Genomic DNA, 20570 nt, shown 5'->3' with positions numbered 1-20570 from the left:
CTGTTGCAGTGCAACCACGCATTTAAGCGTCAAGGACGTTGAGTGCCAATACAGAAGAAGACACCAAGACTTAAATGTTGGCGCTATATTCCCGAATATTGCATTGATTGCTCCCAAGAAATAAAGTAAGGGCAATGGTTCAACCCAAGATGAAGCTTTAGCAGTATCAGGCAGGACGAAGCGATGTGGGCATCGTTTAGAAGTCATGCCAGTCGGACTGTGGTGTATTTTATGGTGATTTTTTAAAAGGATGAAACCATTTTTATTGGCTTTTCGCAGCCCCGAGATAGCAATGTTCGGAGACAGATAGAATGGTTTATAGGCTAGTCAATCACTCTCGTTGTGCCGTCATCTATAGCAGAGTTAGCGTTCCTTGGTCACTTTGGCTTAAGAAATAAACGTGTTTTGGGAGAAATCAATGCAGGTGCAGAATAACCCGGCAGGTCGCTTGCACGATATCCTTAGCGCTGCCCGTCAACACCCTCCAAAAGAGCCAGCGCGTAAAGTTTGGGCCAGCATATTTGACATTACACCTGAAGACACTGGCACGCTTCTAAAAATGCTAGCTGATCTTATCGATTTGGTGCATGAGACAAAGGCAGCCATCCAAAAGCTAGATGACGTTGATCAGAATCTTCATTTAAAGCCATTCAAAAGAATAGAAAGCGCGCTATCAACGTTCAACTTAGACGCTAGCTGGGAGCATTGGAAGAATCAAATTGATGACTCTACATTATTAGGGCTTCAGTTCAGCGCTGACAAACTCTCACGACTAAGTGGCACCACAAGCATCCCTAATGACGAACTAGCAAATCTCCGCAGCCAACTTGATGCATTGATTGGCTTTGTGGCGGAATCGAGTTTGGTGCCAGAAATAAAGATATTCATGCTCCGCCACCTAGAGCGACTTCGTCACGCTTTACTCGCATACAGAGTTCGTGGCCTTGATGGTTTACAGGAAGGTTTAGAGACTATTGTCGGCTCATTCATGCTCAACTCCGAAGCAGTGAAATCCTCCGCAACAACCGAGGAAGAAAAAGAAGCGATGAAAAAAATCTTCAATCTTATTGATCAGTTCAATAAAGTCGTCTCATTTGCTCGGAACGCTAAGGAGTTGGCAAGCCCTGCGATTCAGCTACTTACTCAACTTATTGGGCCTTAGTCCAGCTGGTTCTGCATCCGCGTAGCCAGATCTGCCCTATTTCGCTACCAGCCTAATCACTTCGCTTTCGTTCACCCTCCGGAGATGAATATGCAGAGAGTTGCTTTTTTTGTAGACGGGTCAAATTTGTTTGGCTCGCTTAAGTCCATGAATCTCGAAGTAGAGAACTATGAGGCTTTGTATGAGTATGTGTATAAAGAGAGCGTTGAAACATGGCGATCTTCCACTCATGTAGCTGAGGGAGTCCCGACCCAACTTCGACGTGTATACTGGTACGTAGTTGGGGCAATAGATCAATGGGACCTTTCTCTACCGCAGTCTCAAACTGCACTTCGTAGAGGTTTCGATCAGGACCGAGAGGTGAAGAACCAATGGTTGGCAACTGTGGGAAAAACGGATCCGACACTTAAAGGGGATGCTCTCATAAACAAGGCGTGGACAGAGTGCTTTACTGACTTTAAGTCTTGGTATGATGGAAAATGCAATATTCTTGATGGTATGAAAAGCTTTCATCAAGGAGTTCGTATGGGGACAGATTTGATTGAAATGATTGAGTGCGGCCATTGGAAGGTAAACTTCATTAAGAAGTATGTTGAGGAAAAGGGCCTTGACACCTCGCTCGCAGTGGACATGCTCGCTCAGTCAGAGAATTATGACATAGCGATGGTAGCGTCTGGAGACGCTGATAGCATCCCATCTATCCAGTATATGAAAAGCCACGGGAAGCATGTTGGTGTGATTGAGTTCATCAACGGTACACCGCCAGAGTCAAAGGGAAGAGGCTTTTCTTCTCGATTGAAACAGCATGCGGACTTTGTTGTACGTATCTATGAAACGGAGTTAATTCGGCGCAAACTTGCGACGCGTCCAAACGGAAAATAGCAATATACTTTGTACTAGTTTTTTTGGGTCCGACACCGCTTTGCGGGTTCGGACCTACAAGGTTTCAGTGCCGTTAATCTAAAGCATTAGGTACACCAATGAAATTTTGGCGTTCTGTTAATGGTGGAGAGAATTACACCGTTACCCTACAAGGCAATCTGGTCCGCCTCACGAAGGACAGTGGAACTCCGGAGTCATTTGGGGGCAACGATGTGCACATCTCTCGCTTTCTCCGAAGCAATAAACTGCAGCAACATATAAAGGATGTTTTCGGGGAGGCTAAATTTCTTGAAATACATTATGCGGCTAGAGCGAAAGTAGATGAGAATATCTAGTCGGGACCAGTATAACGACTTCCGACGCACCTTACCTTGCAAGCACAATGACAAGCCATGAAAAATGAACCAAGTGCCAGACGATAAGCCAATGACCGTTGTAGATCATGAACCTCAATTTTGGTTTCTATTAGAGGCCGATGGAAAACTTCTTTTTGACATAAACTGCACAAGCAGCTTCATTGGCTATGAATTCGCCATGTTCTTAGATGACGAAGAAGTTCGTCAATACCAATCTAGAGGCCATCTGTATCTGAATGAGCTAGCTGAAAAAGTAAATTTTTCCGCACCAATAATGAGAGAAAGTCTTTCGCCGTACAAAAATAGATGCGTGACAAGGGAATATTCGGAATCCATCCTTCAGGCTGTCAGACGTTGGAAGAGTGCAAACCCTCCGAACCCAGGCGGTTAACATGCGCTCCACCAGAGTTCAAAGCGCCAAGCTTGAGACCTTAAGATATGGCACTCACAATAAAGCACATTGAAAAAACTCGGGAATCGTTTGGGGACTACCGTTATGGCATTTATCAAGATGGGCAACTGATCGCTTACTTCTGGCATGACTATCGCGGGGACGAAAATGGAATTGAGTTTGTAAATGGCGTGTCGGAGTATGAGCCAGTTGGACGCACCTGCGACTTTATTTCTGGTGGCGGCCCTCAACCGTTAGCTCTATCGGATCGAGCAATTGCGTATATAAATATGAAATGGCCAACGAACAGCGCCTAAGAAACAAAACACCGAACACGTGTAGCGAGTTCTGGGACATGACATTCCGTGGAGTTTATTCAGCCTAAAAGTAACGTCGATCTTCCGGGGCCCCTCTCCCTAGCATTCATTCGCGCCATCCATGGCGCTCTCCCTATGGGCGGCTTCGCCGTGCAAATTGCGATTCCCGCCAATTTGTCCCCCACGGGGGGGAGAACTGGGTCAGCGTATATCTGGTTTTTCTGCGTAATATGGAGCAACGACAAGAATATTTTCCGTAGGGTGCGTCATCACGCACCGTTTGGTTCGTTAAAGAAATGGTGGGTCATGACCCATATATGGACTCCTCCCATTTTGCAAACAACCGCCTCGATAAATCAGTGATATGACTGCAACCATATATTCGGTCTTTTGATGAGCTTTAAATTGCTCTGACCATGATGGTGGTTCGCTCGCTCCGTTCCTATCACCCTAGCGGCTTTGCCTCGCAGTGAGCCTATGGGTCAAGCGGGGTTCACGGAGCGACGGTCTTACCTGATTTCATCAACGACGTTTGCTTCGCAATCTTTCCTTGGTGTTACTTGTTTGCTTACTACTTACTAGCTTCTTGCATGCACGGGTTAGTCGTTAAGCGGCTCGTTGGTATTCAACATTGCGTGTCAGCATCGCGTACATGATGCGAACATTCTTGTTGCCAAGCGCCACCGTTGCGATGTTCTTGTTCCGCCTTTTGGCCAAGGCGTTTACCCACTGACTGCGTCTGTCATCCTTCTTCTCGCTCATCTTGATGACAGATCGCGCGCCGTGTATCACCAAAGTTCGCAATCGCTTGTCGCCGCGCTTGCTGATACCGCCGAGTCTTTCCCTCCCACCGCTTGAGTGTTGCTTCGGCACAATACCTAACCAGGCGGCCATCTCCCGGCCACTGCGAAACTGCTTGGCGTCGCCAACAGCGGTCACGATGGCTGACGCGGTGATGGGGCCTACACCATCGATTTGCATCAATCGATGCACGCGCTCATCTTCCTGACTGTGCTGTTGGATTTGTTGGTCAAACTGTTTTATTCGCTTTTTCAGCGCATCAAGTTCTTCGTACATGCCATGCAACAACTCCCGCATCTTTCTGCTCAGACCGTTCTCTGCATCGCTGACAATTGTCGGCAATGCCTTGCTGACCGCACTTACGCCAAGTGCCGAGATGACGATGCCATACTCTGCCAACAAACCTCGCACTTCATTGGTCAGGGCATTGCGGGCTTTTACCAGTCGCTCGCGAACGCGATGAATCGACTGCATATCCTGTTGTTCGATTGTCTTTACCGCAACAAATCGCATCGTCGGTCTTGATACGGCTTCACAAATCGCTTCGGCATCATTGCGGTCATTCTTATTGGATTTGACATACGGCTTTACGTGCTGGGGCGCAATGAGCTTCACCGTATGGCCCATCGCTGTCAGCGTGCGTGCCCAGTAATGCGCTGAACCACAAGCCTCCATGCCAATCAGCATAGGTTGCTGACGATGAAAATAGCCTTGCATCTGGCTTCTTTTCAGCTGGCGACGCACCACGACCTGTTCATTCTCATCGACACCATGCAACTGAAAAACGCTCTTTGCCAAATCAATGCCCATGCGGTTAATCTTCATCTCGGACTCCTCTTCTTGTTGACCGATTGTTTTCGCAAACTTCAGTCTGGCACTTTGATGCCGTAGAGAGGAGGAGTCCATACCATTACCCTACAAAAAACCTATTGCCATTCAAATCCTTTGATTTCCTGTTGTGCCAGCAGCCAGTGCAGGTAATGCGAGATTGCCTGTTGGCGGGCATTTTGTTGCAGGTAGGCGCTGATTTTTTCTTTGACGATTTCATACGGCAATTGCTTTGCCGGTTCGCTGTGCAGGACTTCGACGATGTGTACGCCGTAGCGGCTCACTATCGGTTTTTCGATTAAACCGGCTTCGGCTTGAAACAACACCGTTTCGAATTCGGCGACGGTGCTGCCTTTACTTAGTTGGCCGAGGTGGCCGCCTTGTTGTTTCGAGGTGCAGGCGGAATGTTGTTGTGCGAGTGATTCGAATTGTTGTGGGTGTTTTTTTAGCTCGCTGATCAATTGCTCAGCGCGTTCGGTCGCGGCTTGTATGGCGGCTTCATCTTCGGGAGCGGCGGCGAGCAGGATGTGGCGTGCTTCGACCAAAGGTGAGTTGCAGAATTTATCCTGATTTTGTTGGTAGTAGCGCTGGCAGCTTTGCTCGTCGATGGTGGGCAGTTTAATGTTGCTGTCGAGCAGTTGTTCGATCAGCGCTTCTTCTTGCACTGGGTCTTCTGGCATCTGTTCGCAGAGCCCTTCTTTGACGCATTGTTGGCGCAGCACTTCGCGAATGGTGAGCGCGGTGGCGGCGTCGTGGAAGGCCTGCTCTTTGGTTTCGGCCGGGTGGTATTGCATTTCCCGGGCGATGGCGTCCTGGGTGATTTCGGTGCCGTTGATTTGGATCATGGTTGCCTCGGTGAATTGGGTTTTGGGATGGGCTGTATCGTGTTCGATAGCCCCCTCTCCCCTACCCCCTCCCCCACGAGAGGGGAGGGGAACTGGCCGCAGAGGGTTCAGGGTACGGAGCGAAAACTCATGAGACATTTAGCCTCTGCTACGCACCAACTGATAACGACGGCCAACGTAATGGAACGGGACGCTCCAGACGTGGACCATTCGGGTGAATGGGAAGATCAAAAAGATCAGACAGCCGAGGAACAGGTGTGCTTTGTACAGCAAAGGCACATCGACGAGATATTTGGATGGGTCGGCCTGGAATGTCACCAAGGCTTGTGCCCAGTTTGATAACGAGATCATCAGCGAGCCGTCCATGTGACCCGCCGAGAAATAGATGGTCAGCATACCGAGCAACAATTGCGCATAGAGCACCAACAAGATGAAGGTGTCGGCGCGACTGCTGGTGGCGCGTACTCGTTCGTCGGTCAACCGGCGCCAGAGCAGCATTGTTGATCCGATTAACGCCAGCGTGCCGAAGATGCCGCCGGCGACCATCGCCATTAATTGTTTGCTAGCCGGTGTTAAACCCAAGTACGGATACCAGCTATGCGGCATCAGCAAACCGACCAAGTGACCAAAGAATAAAAAGATTACGCCGATATGGAACAAGCGATTGGCGATGCCAAAACCTTTGCTGCGCAGCATTTGGCTGGAGCTGGTTTTCCAGGTGAACTGGTCGCGGTCATATCGAGCAAGGCTGCCGATAAGAAACACGGTGCCAGCGATGTACGGAAACACGCCAAATAAAAACTCATTTAGGAATGACATACGCTTTACCTCCGCACATCGTTTGCCGCTGCGGGCAATTCGGTTGATTCATTAAGCTGGTGATAAACGGCTTCGACGCTGATGTTGCCGACGGTGCGCCCGGCCGGCTTCACGCCACTGGTTTTTAAGCCAGAGGGGCAGCCTCCAGAAACGGCATTGCCGCCAAAAGTCACCGCTTCTTCTTCCCAGACTTTATCGAGCGCTTCTGGGGTATCGTCCGGTTGTTCGCTACTGACTTGCTGCTTAATCGCGTCACGATCCACCGCTTCGCTGGTCAGCGACAGCAATAGTTCAAACAACACGCCGTAACGACTTTGCCGCTGGTATAAACGCTCAGCCAACACGGCCAGAATGTGCGCGACATTGTCGAGTGCATCCTGCACTTCGTCTTTCGGACGCAGGCTTAAATACTCCAAGAACAGCGGCAGAAAATCCGGCAGTTCGCGCACGCCGATATCGAACCCATTGCGTTGATACAAAGCCATCAGGTTAACCATGGCTTGGCCACGGTCGCGCGATTCGCCGTGCACATGTTCGAACAGCAGCAGCGAATGAGCGCGGCCACGGTCGAACAGGTCAATGTATTGTTCTTGCAAGTCCACAATCGGCTCGGCGCAGAACTGTTGCACCCAGGCGTAGAGTTTTTCCTTGTTGTTGCCGTCGAGCAGCGTGTCCTGCTCGACGACCGCCAACAATTCTTCTCGTGCCGCCAGCAGTTCCGGTTGCGGGTAATCGAGCACAGCAGAAATCAGCTTCAGTGCATTCATGATTACAGCTCCTTGATCGGAATGACTTGGCGTTTCGCCTGTTTACGGCCGCCGAACAAATTGAACTCGCTGTTGCCATCGGAGCAGCCATTACCAAACGAGAAGCCGCAGGAGCCTTTCATGTTGAACGCATCGGTCGCGTATTCGCGGTGCGAAGCCGGAATCACGTAGCGGTCTTCGTAGTTGGCAATCGCCAAGTAGCGATACATCTCCTCGACTTGCGCTTCGCTCAAACCGACTTGCTCCAGCACATCCAAGTTGCGTTCGCCTTCGACATGCTTGCCACGCTGGAAGACGCGCATGGCCATCATCCGGCGCAGCGCCAGCTCCACCGGACGCTCATCACCAGCGGTCAACAAGTTGGCGAGATACTTCATCGGAATACGCAAGGATTTGACATCCGGCAGCACGCCATCGTGTTGCAGGTAACCGCGCTCAGCCGCCGACTGAATCGGTGACAGTGGTGGGATGTACCACACCATTGGCAACGTCCGGTATTCCGGGTGCAGCGGCAGCGCCAGTTTCCAATCCATCGCCATTTTGTAGACCGGCGAGTGTTTGGCGGCCTCCAGCCAGGTGTGCGGAATGCCTTCGGCTTGCGCGGCTTTGATCACCTCTGGATCATTTGGGTCGAGGAAAATCGACAACTGTTTTTCGTACAGGTCTTGATCGCTTTCGGTACTGGCCACTTCCTGAATCCGATCAGCGTCGTACAGCAATACGCCGAGGTAGCGAATGCGACCGACGCAGGTTTCTGAGCAAACGGTCGGTTGGCCGGCTTCGATACGCGGATAACAGAAAATGCATTTTTCCGATTTGCCGGTTTTCCAGTTGAAGTAGATTTTTTTGTACGGGCAGCCAGAGACGCACATACGCCAGCCGCGACATTTGTCTTGATCGATCAGCACAATGCCGTCTTCTTCCCGTTTGTAAATGGCACCGCTCGGGCAGGAGGCGACACAGGCCGGGTTCAGGCAGTGTTCGCACAGGCGCGGCAAATACATCATGAAGGTGTTTTCGAACTGGCCGTAAATGTCAGCCTGGATCTGATCGAAGTTTTTGTCTTTACGACGCTTTTCGAACTCAGTGCCGAGAATTTCTTCCCAGTTTGGACCCCATTCGATTTTCTGCATCCGGGCACCGGTGATCAGCGAACGTGGACGCGCGGTGGGCTGATGCTTGCCTTCCGGCGCGTTGTGCAGGTGTTCGTAATCGAAATCGAACGGTTCGTAGTAATCGTCTATCTGTGGCAGATCCGGGTTGGCGAATAAATTCGCCAGCACACGGAATTTGCCGCCAATGCGCGGTTGCAAGGAGCCGTCTTTATTGCGCTGCCAGCCACCGTTCCAGCGATTCTGGTTTTCCCAGTCTTTCGGATAGCCGATACCAGGTTTGGTTTCGACGTTATTGAACCAGGCGTATTCCAAACCTTCACGCGAGGTCCAAACGTTCTTACAAGTGACGGAACAAGTGTGACAACCGATACATTTATCGAGATTCAGCACCATACCGATTTGGGCACGTACTTTCATGGCATTGTCTCCTGTTACACGCGTTCGCCATCGAGCCAATCGACGTTCGCCATCTTGCGAATAACGACGAACTCATCGCGGTTGGCACCAACCGTGCCGTAGTAATTAAAGCCGTAGGAATATTGCGCATAGCCACCGATCATGTGTGTCGGTTTGGTGACCGTGCGCGTGACCGAGTTGTGTATGCCGCCACGAGTGCCGGTGATTTCCGAACCGGGCGTGTTCACAATTTTTTCCTGGGCGTGATACATCATGACCATGCCGGATGGCACCCGTTGCGAAACGACCGCGCGTGCGGCGATGGCACCGTTAACGTTGAACACTTCAATCCAGTCGTTATCGGCAATGCCGTGCGCTTTGGCATCGACCTCGCTCAACCAGACAATCGGGCCACCGCGTGACAAGGTCAGCATCAGCAGGTTGTCGGTATAGGTTGAGTGAATGCCCCACTTCTGGTGTGGCGTGATCCAGTTGGCGACGTATTCGCTGTTACCATTTGGTTGCTGGTTCAACATCGGCTTGATGGTTTTCATATCAACCGGTGGCTTGTAGGTAACAAAACCCTCACCAAATCCAAGCATCCAGGAATGGTCCTGATAGAACTGCTGGCGACCGGTCAGCGTGCGCCACGGAATCAGCTCGTGCACGTTGGTGTAGCCGGCGTTGTAGCTGACGTGTTCATCTTCCAGACCGGACCAGGTCGGCGACGAGATAATCTTGCGCGGCTGCGACTGAATATCGCGGAAGCGGATCTTCTCGTGGTCTTTGCCGTTAGCGAGATGGGTGTGATCACGACCAGTGTTTTGCGACAACGCCGCCCAGGACTTCACGGCGACATGGCCGTTGGTTTCCGGAGCCAACATCAGAATCACTTCGGCAGCATCGATATCGGATTCAATACGCGGCAAGCCTTTGCTGACCCCCTCCTCCGTTACCGGCCGGTTCAATTCGCGCAGCGCTTCCACTTCGGTTTCGGTGTTCCAACTGATGCCTTTGCCACCGTTACCGATCTTGCTCATCAACGGTCCGAGCGAGGTGAATTTCTTGTAGGTGTTCGGGTAATCGCGTTCGACCACCGTCATGATCGGTGCGGTTTTACCCGGAATCAGATCGCACTCGCCTTTCTTCCATTCTTTTGGAATCGGGCCTTGCGCCAATTCGGCCGGCGTGTCGTGCTGCATGGGCAGCGTCACCAGATCTTTCTCGACACCCAAATGACCGACACAGACCTCCGAGAATTTGCGAGCGATGCCTTTGTAAATGTCCCAGTCGCTGCGCGCTTCCCAGCAGGGGTCAATCGCCGAAGAGAGCGGATGAATGAACGGATGCATGTCCGAGGTGTTCATGTCGTTCTTTTCATACCAGGTGGCGGTTGGCAGCACGATGTCGGAATAGAGCGCCGTCGTCGACATGCGGAAATCGAGCGTGACCAGCAAATCGAGTTTGCCTTCGCGAGCATGCTCTTCCCATTTCACCTCTTGAGGCTTGGCGCCGCCTTCAATGCCGAGATTTTTGCCTTGCACACCGTGCTTGGTGCCAAGCAAGTATTTCAGGAAATACTCATGGCCTTTACCAGACGACCCCAAAAGATTCGAGCGCCAGACAAATAAGTTACGCGGGAAATTCAGTGGATTTTCCGGTTGCTCGCAGGACATATGCATCGCACCGGATTTCAGTTTATCGACCGTGTATTGCACCGGATCAACACCGGCTTTCTCGGCATCGCGCGTGATCTGCAATGGGTTGTGTGAGAGCTGCGGTGCACTCGGCAGCCAGCCCATGCGTTCAGCGCGCACGTTGAAGTCAATCAGGCTGCCAGGAAAATCTTTGGCGTCGGCCAGTGGCGACAAGATTTCGCTGACTTGCAGTTTTTCGTAACGATACTGACCGGTGTGTGCGTAGAAGAACGAGGTCGAGTTCATCTGCCGTGGCGGACGATTCCAATCGGTGGCAAACGCCAGCGGCACCCATCCGGTTTGCGGACGCAGTTTTTCCTGACCAACGTAATGCGCCCAACCACCGCCGCTTTGACCGACACAACCGCAAAGGATCAGCATGTTGATCAGCGCCCGGTAGTTCATGTCCATGTGATACCAGTGATTCATCGCAGCGCCGACGATGATCATCGACTTACCTTTGGTTTTGTCGGCGGTATCGGCGAACTCACGGGCAACCTTGATGATCAGCTCTTTGCGCACGCCGGTGATCTTCTCGGCCCAGGCCGGCGTGAACGGCAAATCGTCGTTGTAGCTCTTGGCGCAGTTGGCATCGCCATGGCCGTTATCGACCCCGTAGTGCGCCAGCATCAAATCGAACACGGTGGCGGCATAGACTTCGCGGCCATCGGCCAGCGTTAATTTGCGGGCCGGCACTTTGTGCACCAGCAAGTCATCGCGCTGGTCGTTAACAAAATGCTCGGTGGCGCGATTACCGAAGTACGGAAACGCGACATCAACAAGGCCATCGTTCTTCGCTTTCAGCGACAAGCGCAGTTTGATGTCGTTGCTCTCGCTGCGCTGTTCCAGATTCCATTTGCCTTTCTGGCCCCAGCGGAAACCTATCGAACCGTTTGGCACCACCAATTGATCATCGGCGTTTTCATCAAAGCCGACGGTTTTCCAATCCGGATTATTGTCTTGCGCCAAGTTGCCGGTGAAATCCGACGCGCGCAGGAAGCGGCCGGTTTTCAGCACCTCGCCATCGTGCGTTTCGAGCAAGACCAGCAGTGGCATGTCGGAGTAGCGACGAATGTAGTCGGTAAAATATTCGCTTGGCTTATCGACGTGAAACTCTTTCAGAATCACGTGACCAAACGCCATGCCGAGTGCCGAGTCAGTGCCTTGTTTGACGTGCATCCAGACGTCGGTCAGTTTTGAAACTTCGGCGTAGTCCGGGGTAATGGAAACGGTTTTCGCACCTTTGTAGCGTACTTCGGTAAAGAAGTGGGCGTCCGGTGTGCGCGTTTGCGGCACGTTCGAGCCCCAGGCAATGATGTAGTTGGAGTTATACCAATCGGCCGATTCCGGCACGTCGGTTTGCTCGCCCCAAATTTGCGGGCTGGATGGCGGCAAGTCGCAATACCAATCGTAAAAGCTCATGCAAACGCCGCCGATCAAGCTCAAGTAACGAGAGCCAGCGGCGTAAGAAACCATCGACATCGCTGGAATTGGTGAGAAGCCGATGATGCGATCAGGGCCAAACGTTTTGGCCGTGTAAACGTTGGCAGCCGCGATGATTTCGTTCACTTCATCCCAGTTTGAGCGAACATATCCGCCCATGCCGCGTGCACTCTTGTAGTGCTTCGCTTTGTTGCGATCTTCGGCGATGCTCGCCCAGGCTTTAACCGGGTCTTTATGTTCGGCTTTTGCTTCATGCCAGAGCTTCAACAATTTGCCGCGCACCATCGGATACTTCAGCCGGTTGGCGCTGTAGATGTACCAGGAATAGCTGGCACCACGTTGGCAACCACGCGGTTCATGATTCGGCAAGTCCGGACGCGTGCGCGGGTAATCGGTTTGTTGGGTTTCCCAGGTAACGATGCCGTTCTTCACGTAAATTTTCCAACTGCAGGATCCGGTGCAATTGGTCCCGTGCGTTGAGCGCACGATTTTGTCGTGCTGCCAACGCTGACGATAACTGTCTTCCCAGGCGCGGCTGTCGTAACGTTTTTCGCCGTGCTCGTTGGCGAAACTTTCCGGCTCGCGGGTATTAAAGAATTTCAGTTTGTCGAGAAAGTGACTCATGTTCGTCTCCAGCTCCGCTTACGGATTTTTAATGTCAGCGCCACGGCGCAGGTAAAACCACCAGTTGACGCCAAGGCACAGCGCGTAGAACACCGCGAAACCGTACATCGCCATCTCGGGTGTGCCGGCCTTGATTTGGCCTTTGATGACTTCCGGCGCGATAAAAGCACCGTAAGCCGCTACCGCAGAAGTCCAGCCCAACACCGGACCGGCTTGCTGACGGTCGAAGATGACGCCGACGGTGCGGAATGTTGAACCATTACCAATGCCGCTGGCCGCAAACAGCACAACAAACAGCAGCAAGAAGGGCATGAAGTACTGCTCTGGTGTCGGGGAATTCCAGGCGAGATTCATGTAATAACCGGTGGCGACCGAAGCGATGACCACGACCACCGAGATCACTTGCGTGACAATCGAACCGCCGAGTTTGTCGGAAATCCAACCGCCCAGCGGACGAATCAGCGCGCCAACAAACGGGCCAATCCAGGCGTAAGTCAGTGCTGATGGAGCGTTAGGGTTTTTTAATGTGTGCGTCATTAATCCAGTGACAGGGTCCGGCACATGTTGCACGCCGAAGATCACTTGAATGGACAGTGGCAACGCCATCGAGAAACCGATGAACGAACCGAAGGTGACGATGTACAGCACGGTCATCGACCACGTGTGTTTGTTCTTGAAAATCGCGAACTGACGGCTGATGCCCTGCTTCATTTCGCCGATGGCCGCGAGTTTCATGACCAGTAGCGTCAACGCAATGATTAAGGGTAACGCGATCCACATGTTCAGCAAGCCGAGTCCGGTTGGTGCTGGCAGGTACAGGTACAAACCGAACGCCGCTGTCGTTAACGCCAAACCGTACAACCAGAGAATTTTCGCCATCGCGAACAAGGTGCCGCCAGTATTTGGCGAAATTTCCTGGATATTGTTCATGCCTTTCCAGCCAAAGAAGGCCAGCGGCACCAAGAACACCAACCAAATAAAGCCGGCGTTTTGCACATAGGTTTCGGTGCCAGCGGCGATTTTTCCGAACAACCAACCAGAATCCTTGGCCAGCGTCATCGAGTCGCCACCGATGGCACCGAATAGGCCGAACGTCATCGACAGCGGAATCAGAATCTGCATGGTCGTGACGCCGAAATTACCGAGCCCGGCGTTGATGCCTAGCGCCGTGCCTTGCAAACGCTTTGGATAAAAGGTGCTGATGTTTGACATCGAGCAGGCGAAGTTGCCACCACCGATACCGGACAGCAAGGCCAACAGTTGAAACACGATTAACGGCGTTTCTTTGTTTTGCAGCGCCAAGCCAGTACCGAATGCCGGAATCATCAGCAGTGCGGTGGTTAGAAAGATGGTATTGCGACCGCCAGACAGGCGGATAAAAAACGAAGCTGGGATGCGCGTGGTCGCACCGGAAAGACCGGCGATCGCTGTCAACGTAAACAACTGTTCCTGACTAAATCCAAAACCCAGGTTGGCCATTTGCACGGCAATGATGCCCCACATCAGCCAGACCGCAAAACCGCACAATAAACTCGGCACCGAAATCCACAGGTTGCGTGAAGCGATGCGCTTGCCTTCCATTTCCCAGAATTGTTGATCTTCCGGGCGCCAGTCGGTGATCGTGACACCGTCATCGACTGGTGGAATGATTTTCTCTACTCTCGTCGTCATAAGTTTTGCCTCAAGCAATCAGCGGTTTCTCAGATCCGGATTGACCGGCTCTGGCAGCAGTTCGCCGCGATGACGACCCATCAGTGTCGTGTAGCGGACTTCAGTGAAATACATCCAAATCAACGACACCCAGGTGATGCCGTACATCAGCATGAACGCGGAGGAACGCACGCCGGTTAAATCCATCAGCGCGCCAAACATGATGGGTAGAACGAAGCCGCCCAAACCACCAGCGAGGCCGACAATGCCGGACACGGCGCCCATGTGTTTCGGGTATTCATCGGAGATATACTTGTAGACAGAGGCTTTGCCGAAGGCCATGGCAACACCGACGGCGAACAGCAACACGGTGAACACCAGTGGTGATAAACCGATGTGGAAGGTTTTCGGACCATCAATCGTGAACACGGTGAAATCGGTTTGCGGATAGGACATCAGGAACAAACAAATCCAGCAGACCCATAGCACCCACCAGGTCACGGAATGCGCGCCGTATTTGTCAGATAGCCAACCACCAACGGCGCGCAGCACACCACCGGGCAACGAGAACGCTGCAGCGAATAATGCGGCCGTTTGAATATCAAAGCCGTATTCGCCGATGTAGTACTTGGTCATCCACAGCGCGAGCGCGACATAGCCACCGAACACCAGCGAGTAATACTGGCAATAACGCAGCACGTTTTTATCTTTCAACACGGCAAGTTGTTCACGCAGGCTGACGGAGCTTTCGATGTGATGCGATTTGTCGTCGAACGTGAAGAACCAAAAGATGAACGCGGTGATCAACATGCCAATCGCGAACACCTTCGGCACCATCGTCCAGCCGAAACCGACTACGAGTGCTGGCGCAACAAACTTGGTCAGCGCGGCACCGGCGTTACCGGCGCCGAAAATACCCATCGCAAATCCTTGCTGTTTGCGCTCAAACCATTTCGCGACGTAGGCGATACCCACCGAGAACGAACCGCCAGCAAGACCGACGAACAAACCCAGCACCAGGAATTGCCAGTACTGTTCGGCGTAGGAAATCAGGTAAATCGGAATGACCGTCGACAGCATCAGAAAGAACAACACGATGCGGCCGCCGTAGCGGTCGGTCAGCAAACCGAGCGGCAAACGCGTTAGCGAACCCGTCAACACCGGCATCGCGGCCAGCAGGCCGAACTGCGTTTCATTCAGTGAAAGCAGCGTTTTGATTGGAATGCCGATAACGGCAAACATCATCCAGACAGCGAAGCAGACGGTGAAGGCCAGCGTGCTGAACCAACAGACCATCCACTGCTTGGTTTTGTGTGAGGCCATCGAAACACCTTTGGGGTAACAAACGAAGACACCACAAAAGGTATGGCTTTGGCATTTTGGCGACGTTGACGAAAATCAATATCGTCGATACATCTTTTAGCGCTGGCGGCGGAGTTGACCGGGATCAAACCTGGACGGTTTATGAAAGCTGGTGGTGCTTGCCGGTTTTTTGAGCAAAAACCGCCGGTTTCTAATGATTTTTTATCTGAGATCAGTAGAATTGCGCCCTTGATCAACCCCACCCAGAGCGAACCTGACATGAGTCAGCCTTTGGTCGGTGTGATTATGGGCTCCAAGAGTGATTGGACGACCATGCAACATGCCGTAAACATGCTGGAATCCCTTGGCGTGCCGCACGAAGTGCGTGTCGTCTCCGCCCACCGCACGCCTGACTTGCTGTTCGAATACGCCGAGCAAGCCGAAGGCCGCGGTCTGCAAGTGATCATCGCCGGTGCTGGCGGTGCCGCTCACCTGCCCGGCATGTGCGCCGCCAAAACACTGCTGCCAGTGCTCGGCGTGCCAGTCGAATCGGCCGCCTTAAAAGGCCAGGACTCCCTGCTTTCCATCGTTCAGATGCCTGCCGGCATTCCGGTTGGCACGCTCGCCATCGGCAAAGCCGGTGCCGCCAATGCCGGCATTCTGGCCGCGCAGATTCTGGCGCCGAAGCACCCAGCCATTCGCGCCGCCCTGGCGAAATTCCGCGATGAGCAAACCCAGAAAGTGTTGTCGCAACCGGATCCGCGTGAGGAATAAATCGTGATCATCGGTGTATTCGGTGATGGCCAACTTGGCCAGATGATGGCGTTGGCCGGTATTCCGCTTGGCCATCGTTTTCGTTTTCTGGGTAGCGACCAACATGGACCGGCTTCATCGGTCGGACAATGGTTTGACGTAAACGATGCCGCGTCACGCGCCGCGTTTTTGCACGGCTGCGATGTCTTGAGCACCGAAACGGAAAACGTGCCGGAACACATCCTGAAGGAATTCGCTGCCAGCGGCATTCCATTTCGACCGGATGCGAAAGCCGTCAGCCATTCGCAAGATCGTTTGATCGAAAAAAGTTTGTTCCGCAGCCTCGGCATTCCGACGCCGAAATTTTTGGCCATTCAATCCGAGCATGATCTGGAACTCGCGGCTGACAGCATGGGCCTGCCGCTGGTGATCAAAACCACGCGCCTTGGCTACGACGGCAAAGGTCAGAAATGGTTGCGCGATAAAAACGACGTGAAAGAAGTGTGGGCATTGCTTGGCAACGCCGCACCGTTGATTGCTGAACAAGCGATACCGTTTGCCCGCGAACTATCAGTAGTGGCCGTACGCTCCACCAGCGGTGACAAGCGCTGCTATCCGCTCGCGGAAAATCATCATGCCCACGGCATTCTGCGTGTATCCGTTGCGCCGGCTCCGCGCCTGCGCCCCGAAACCGAGAAAGCCGCGTTTGATTACGCCACCCGTTTGCTGACCCATCTCGATTACGTCGGCGTTATGGCGCTGGAATTATTCGAGATGGCCGATGGCTCACTACTCGCCAACGAGATGGCGCCGCGCGTGCACAACTCCGGACACTGGAGCCAGCTCGGCGCCGAAGTCTCGCAATTTGAAAACCATGTGCGCGCCATTACCGGCATGGCGCTTGGCAATACCCAAGCCAGCCGCCCGACCGCTATGGTCAATGTGATCGGCAAGCATCATGATTTGGCGGCGCTCGCTGGCCAAAGCGGCTTGCAAATTCACCGCTACGGCAAGACTGAACGCGAAGCCCGCAAGCTTGGACATATCAATTTGTACGCAGAGAATTACCAGGACTTGAACGCCCGCGTGCAGGCACTGACGCCGTGGTTGCCGGATGAACCGGTGAGGTTGACGGAAGAATAAAAAGGGAGCGATTCGCTCCCTTTTTTACGAATGTTGTTAAGACATTGTCGCGAAGAATTAGAAACGAATGTCCGAATAAATTCGAACCTACCAATTCATGCGAACGACTCAGTAGGAGACTGTCCAGAATTTTGTGTAACTGGCGGATTTACACCTTCACGCGGTCTTCGCCGAACACGATCAACAACTGATTCAGTGCGGCTTTCCAATCGTGTACCGGCATCGTCCACTTTTCCGCGATCCGATGCAAGGTTAAGTACAACACCTTCAAGATTGCCTCGTCATTCGGGAAGGCTTTCTTGGGTTTCAACACTTTCTGCAAGCTGGCGTTGAGTGATTCAATCGCGTTGGTCGTGTAGATGATTTTCCGTATTTCCGGCGGATAATCAAAGAACACCGTCAACCGTGTCCAGTTGTTACGCCAGCTCGGCCCAATATGCGGATACTTCCCGCCCCAGTTCTGTTCAAATTCAGCCAGCGCCCGCTGTGCTTCGCTTTCCGTTGCCGCTCGATAAATCAACCGTAAATCGGCCGCCACGGCCTTACGCTCTTTCCAAGGGACGAAGTGCAGCGAGTGACGCACTTGATGGACGATGCATTGCTGCACATGGGTCTGCGGGTAGACCGCATTAATCGCTTCCGAGAAGCCTTTAAGGCCATCGACACAAGCAATCAATACGTCATTGACGCCGCGATTTTTCAGTTCATTGATAACGCTTAACCAGAACTTGGCGCCTTCACTGCTGGCCAACCATAACCCTAAAATCTCTTTCTCACCGCGCATGTTGATGCCCAGCGCTACATACACGGAGCGATTGCCGACCATGCCATCCTGCCGCGACTTCGTCACCAAGGCATCGAGATAGACAATCGCATAAGTCGAATCGAGTGGTCGCTTCTGCCATTGTTGTACTTCATCCATAACCTGTTCGGTCACCTGGCTTATCAGCGCCGGTGACACCGCGTTGCCGTAGGTTTCTTGCAGGTAGTCGTGAATGTCACGCTGACTCATGCCGTAAGAGTAGAGTCGCACGATGGCGTCCGTTATGCTGCCAACGCGTCGTTGATGCTTGCCGATAAACCGAGGTTCAAACTCGGCATTCCGGTCACGTGGGACTTCGATATCCAGTGGGCCATGCTCGGTTTGCACTTGCTTGGTCGATCGGCCGTTACGTGAATTACCGGAGTTGCGACCTTTGACGGCGTGTTTGTCATAACCCAGATGCTGTTCCATTTCGGCCTTCAGCGCCCGCTCCGCGACCTGCTTGAACAACACTTTGGTTAGTGCCTGGAAGTCTTCGGTTGATTTGCAACGGTCTAATAATTCATCAAGTGTGGTATGGGTGCTGACAGGTTTTTCTGGCTTCATAATGCTCTCCTATTGAGGATATGATGAAGCCAGTTACACAAAAATCAAAACGGTCCCCTCAGTAGCGGCGAACGTATTCGCACCTCCGTTCACCGCGTTTCAATCAAGCCCTCAAAACCCGACTCCATCTCTTCCGCTGAGATATTGACTCCATGTTGTGGCTTTACGACTTTGGGCGCTGCACCAATACCGGAATCGTTGAATGGGTCAATACGTGATGAGTTTCTGAACCAAGCAGCAGCGACTTCAAACCGCGCCGGCCATGCGACGCCATGACAATCAAATCGCACTCCTGCTTTTTCGCGGCTGACACCACACCTTGCCACGCTGATTCTGCACTACTGCTGTAGGTGGAAAACTTGATGCCACCCTGATCAGCAAACTTCGCAGCCTGTGCCAGCACTTTTTTACCATGCGCTTCCTGAGTTTCGCTAAAAATCTCGGCGACAGTCTGGCCGCCCTGCAGCACTTCGGCCGCCATCATCGGTGGAATTGCCACCACATTGGCGTGGTAAAAACACAACTCGGAACCGAGATTTTTCGCCAATTTCACGGCTTCTTTTGCCGACTCATCTGACAGTTCAGAGCCGTCGACAGGAACCAGAATTTTCTTGTACATAGCCACCTCCATGACAATGATTATCCAGATCAGCTTCACACGTTTTGTGATAAAAACGTTTGAGATATATCAAGTTTAGTCAGGAATGAGGTTGCCTGCCGGTTGCGAGAAATCAAACGGGTATCTGCTGAAAAGCAAACGCCGTCAAGACTGACGGCGTTTGCAGTGCTGAAATAGCAAAGATGATTTTTATTACCAATTATTCTTATTATTGACTGGCTTCGGCACCTTGCTCTTGCAGCAAATCGGCATGGCCTCGTGCCAGCCCCTCGCCTTTGTAGCTGGCGATTTGATAACTCCATGGCGTCAGCAACTCGGCATATTTTGTCGCCTCGGCTTTGACTTCTTCTACCGCATCATCACGTGCCGTGACGGAAAAAGCGAGCCAATATTCCTCGCCTTTCTTCACCAGCTCGGTATCGACTTGCAAACCGTCAAAGCGAGTGAAACGGGTGCGGACGGGCTCGGCATTGTCGGCCAGCAGCGTTTCGCGTTTGGCGACGTCATTGACACTATTCAAGCCATTCAGCACTTCGGTGATACCGGCGATTTTCCAGGCTGGACCGGCGCTTTTGCCGGCCGGCAATGGCGTTAGCGTGAAGGAGGTTTCCTCCGGCGCCTGTTTGCTCAGGCTGAACAATACTTTCTCTGACTCCGGACAAGGCGCGGCCACGCATTGCACGCCGGAAAGCTCGTAGCGCTCCACTTTTTGCAAATCGGCCGAGCTCATTTTCGGCAAGCTGAACTGCAGCCAGCCGCCGTCGGTTACCGGCAGCCGGATTTCCCGATCGATCAGCCAGCTTTGCGCCTCGTCTGCACGACGAACAAATTGACCAGCCGGACGGGTAACCACTTCACCAAGAATCAAATCGGCATATTGGCTATCACCGACAGACAACTGCAAATGCTGACCCTCGGCATGCACGCCAAGCTGTTGATAACGGGCTGGGTCGCTGGTTTTCGCTTCGCGTTGCTGGGCATTATTCAAATCGTCGAACAACGTGCGCAGCGCACCGGCATTGGCAGGATGATCGAAACGACTGCTTACCAGCCACTGTTCGCCCTGACGCTGCAATTGCACGCTGTTCTGCCCGCCTTTGCTGACCACGATGCGGTCAATACTGGCGCGCGTGTTGTCGAACTGCGGCAACAAAGCACCGGTTTGCACACTGGCGCCCGGCGTGGTGCGTAGCGCCTTGCTGAGCACCGCGATCAGAATCAGCGCCAGCGTCGCCAGCGCCAAAGAAAAAAAGACTTTCTTGTTCATGTTCGAATGTCCTCTAGTCGGCAA

The 20570-nt window shown here is 52.7% G+C and carries 17 protein-coding genes; 6 read left to right on the top strand and 11 right to left on the bottom strand.

The features are described 5' to 3' along the window. Nucleotides 1-418: 418 nt before the first annotated feature. The 4 genes from E2H98_RS15200 (at nt 419) to E2H98_RS15185 (ending at nt 3108) form a co-directional block, all read left to right on the top strand. On the top strand, nt 419-1162 hold the full coding sequence (locus E2H98_RS15200) for a hypothetical protein (protein ID WP_133593882.1): 744 nt from the start codon (nt 419-421) through the stop codon (nt 1160-1162). A 90-nt stretch (nt 1163-1252) separates the two neighbouring features. Then, a complete protein-coding gene (locus E2H98_RS15195) occupies nt 1253-2044 on the top strand; it encodes an NYN domain-containing protein (RefSeq protein WP_157591409.1) in 792 nt (263 codons plus the stop codon). Nucleotides 2045-2470: 426 nt separating this feature from the next. After that, the gene (locus E2H98_RS15190; RefSeq protein ID WP_133593886.1) at nt 2471-2791 is read left to right on the top strand and encodes a hypothetical protein; all 321 of its coding nucleotides are present in this window, start codon (nt 2471-2473) and stop codon (nt 2789-2791) included. A 47-nt stretch (nt 2792-2838) separates the two neighbouring features. Continuing rightward, the gene (locus E2H98_RS15185; protein ID WP_133593888.1) at nt 2839-3108 is read left to right on the top strand and encodes a hypothetical protein; all 270 of its coding nucleotides are present in this window, start codon (nt 2839-2841) and stop codon (nt 3106-3108) included. Nucleotides 3109-3714: 606 nt separating this feature from the next. Here the strand turns inward: E2H98_RS15185 and E2H98_RS15180 are convergent. The 8 genes from E2H98_RS15180 to E2H98_RS15145 all read right to left on the bottom strand — a co-directional run bounded on the left by E2H98_RS15180 (nt 3715) and on the right by E2H98_RS15145 (nt 15416). Next, a complete protein-coding gene (locus tag E2H98_RS15180; protein ID WP_133593890.1) occupies nt 3715-4734 on the bottom strand; it encodes an IS110 family RNA-guided transposase in 1020 nt (339 codons plus the stop codon). A gap of 101 nt (nt 4735-4835) precedes the next feature. After that, the gene (locus tag E2H98_RS15175; RefSeq protein ID WP_157591408.1) at nt 4836-5582 is read right to left on the bottom strand and encodes a peptidylprolyl isomerase; all 747 of its coding nucleotides are present in this window, start codon (nt 5580-5582) and stop codon (nt 4836-4838) included. 138 nt (nt 5583-5720) lie between these two features. Next, nucleotides 5721-6401, bottom strand: a complete 681-nt coding sequence (gene narI, locus E2H98_RS15170; RefSeq protein WP_133593894.1) for a respiratory nitrate reductase subunit gamma — start codon at nt 6399-6401, stop codon at nt 5721-5723. 5 nt (nt 6402-6406) lie between these two features. After that, nucleotides 6407-7168: a nitrate reductase molybdenum cofactor assembly chaperone gene (narJ, locus tag E2H98_RS15165; protein ID WP_133593896.1), complete on the bottom strand. Its 762-nt coding sequence runs from the start codon at nt 7166-7168 to the stop codon at nt 6407-6409. 2 nt (nt 7169-7170) lie between these two features. Then, the gene (gene narH / locus E2H98_RS15160; RefSeq protein ID WP_133593898.1) at nt 7171-8700 is read right to left on the bottom strand and encodes a nitrate reductase subunit beta; all 1530 of its coding nucleotides are present in this window, start codon (nt 8698-8700) and stop codon (nt 7171-7173) included. Nucleotides 8701-8714: 14 nt separating this feature from the next. Then, on the bottom strand, nt 8715-12443 hold the full coding sequence (locus E2H98_RS15155) for a nitrate reductase subunit alpha (protein ID WP_133593900.1): 3729 nt from the start codon (nt 12441-12443) through the stop codon (nt 8715-8717). Nucleotides 12444-12461: 18 nt separating this feature from the next. After that, nucleotides 12462-14114, bottom strand: coding sequence for an MFS transporter (locus E2H98_RS15150; RefSeq protein WP_157591407.1), 1653 nt, complete (start codon nt 14112-14114; stop codon nt 12462-12464). 18 nt (nt 14115-14132) lie between these two features. Next, entirely contained in the window at nt 14133-15416 is a 1284-nt protein-coding gene (locus E2H98_RS15145) for an MFS transporter (RefSeq protein WP_133593904.1), read from the bottom strand. Between the two features lie 258 nt (nt 15417-15674). On the opposite strand from E2H98_RS15145, the gene purE reads away from it, so the two are divergent. Then, complete coding sequence (gene purE / locus E2H98_RS15140; RefSeq protein WP_133593905.1) at nt 15675-16169, top strand: 5-(carboxyamino)imidazole ribonucleotide mutase; 495 nt, start codon at nt 15675-15677, stop codon at nt 16167-16169. A gap of 3 nt (nt 16170-16172) precedes the next feature. After that, a complete protein-coding gene (locus E2H98_RS15135) occupies nt 16173-17291 on the top strand; it encodes a 5-(carboxyamino)imidazole ribonucleotide synthase (protein WP_133593907.1) in 1119 nt (372 codons plus the stop codon). A 148-nt stretch (nt 17292-17439) separates the two neighbouring features. On the opposite strand, the gene E2H98_RS15130 is transcribed toward E2H98_RS15135, so the two are convergent. The 3 genes from E2H98_RS15130 to E2H98_RS15120 all read right to left on the bottom strand — a co-directional run bounded on the left by E2H98_RS15130 (nt 17440) and on the right by E2H98_RS15120 (nt 20546). After that, a complete protein-coding gene (locus E2H98_RS15130; protein WP_157591272.1) occupies nt 17440-18660 on the bottom strand; it encodes an IS256 family transposase in 1221 nt (406 codons plus the stop codon). Between the two features lie 163 nt (nt 18661-18823). Next, nucleotides 18824-19279, bottom strand: coding sequence for a universal stress protein (locus E2H98_RS15125; RefSeq protein ID WP_157591406.1), 456 nt, complete (start codon nt 19277-19279; stop codon nt 18824-18826). Between the two features lie 208 nt (nt 19280-19487). Further along, on the bottom strand, nt 19488-20546 hold the full coding sequence (locus tag E2H98_RS15120) for a DUF4340 domain-containing protein (protein ID WP_133590005.1): 1059 nt from the start codon (nt 20544-20546) through the stop codon (nt 19488-19490). Nucleotides 20547-20570 lie beyond the last annotated feature (24 nt).

It is taken from the genome of Permianibacter aggregans (assembly GCF_009756665.1).
GTDB classification, from domain to species: Bacteria; Pseudomonadota; Gammaproteobacteria; order Enterobacterales; family Permianibacteraceae; genus Permianibacter; species Permianibacter aggregans.
The sequence above is the reverse complement of the archived record's forward strand: the minus strand, read 5'-3'. Positions and strand labels throughout refer to the sequence as shown.

Excerpts from the sequence above, each read along its gene's own strand:
- narI (WP_133593894.1), bottom strand. The coding sequence starts at position 6,401 with ATGTCATTCCTAAATGAGTTTTTATTTGGCGTGTTTCCGTACATCGCT.
- E2H98_RS15180 (WP_133593890.1), bottom strand. The coding sequence starts at position 4,734 with ATGAAGATTAACCGCATGGGCATTGATTTGGCAAAGAGCGTTTTTCAG.
- narJ (WP_133593896.1), bottom strand. The coding sequence starts at position 7,168 with ATGAATGCACTGAAGCTGATTTCTGCTGTGCTCGATTACCCGCAACCG.
- E2H98_RS15150 (WP_157591407.1), bottom strand. The coding sequence starts at position 14,114 with ATGACGACGAGAGTAGAGAAAATCATTCCACCAGTCGATGACGGTGTC.
- narH (WP_133593898.1), bottom strand. The coding sequence starts at position 8,700 with ATGAAAGTACGTGCCCAAATCGGTATGGTGCTGAATCTCGATAAATGT.
- E2H98_RS15155 (WP_133593900.1), bottom strand. The coding sequence starts at position 12,443 with ATGAGTCACTTTCTCGACAAACTGAAATTCTTTAATACCCGCGAGCCG.
- E2H98_RS15130 (WP_157591272.1), bottom strand. The coding sequence starts at position 18,660 with ATGAAGCCAGAAAAACCTGTCAGCACCCATACCACACTTGATGAATTA.
- E2H98_RS15200 (WP_133593882.1), top strand. The coding sequence starts at position 419 with ATGCAGGTGCAGAATAACCCGGCAGGTCGCTTGCACGATATCCTTAGC.
- purE (WP_133593905.1), top strand. The coding sequence starts at position 15,675 with ATGAGTCAGCCTTTGGTCGGTGTGATTATGGGCTCCAAGAGTGATTGG.
- E2H98_RS15175 (WP_157591408.1), bottom strand. The coding sequence starts at position 5,582 with ATGATCCAAATCAACGGCACCGAAATCACCCAGGACGCCATCGCCCGG.
- E2H98_RS15195 (WP_157591409.1), top strand. The coding sequence starts at position 1,253 with ATGCAGAGAGTTGCTTTTTTTGTAGACGGGTCAAATTTGTTTGGCTCG.
- E2H98_RS15185 (WP_133593888.1), top strand. The coding sequence starts at position 2,839 with ATGGCACTCACAATAAAGCACATTGAAAAAACTCGGGAATCGTTTGGG.
- E2H98_RS15190 (WP_133593886.1), top strand. The coding sequence starts at position 2,471 with ATGACCGTTGTAGATCATGAACCTCAATTTTGGTTTCTATTAGAGGCC.
- E2H98_RS15120 (WP_133590005.1), bottom strand. The coding sequence starts at position 20,546 with ATGAACAAGAAAGTCTTTTTTTCTTTGGCGCTGGCGACGCTGGCGCTG.
- E2H98_RS15145 (WP_133593904.1), bottom strand. The coding sequence starts at position 15,416 with ATGGCCTCACACAAAACCAAGCAGTGGATGGTCTGTTGGTTCAGCACG.
- E2H98_RS15125 (WP_157591406.1), bottom strand. The coding sequence starts at position 19,279 with ATGTACAAGAAAATTCTGGTTCCTGTCGACGGCTCTGAACTGTCAGAT.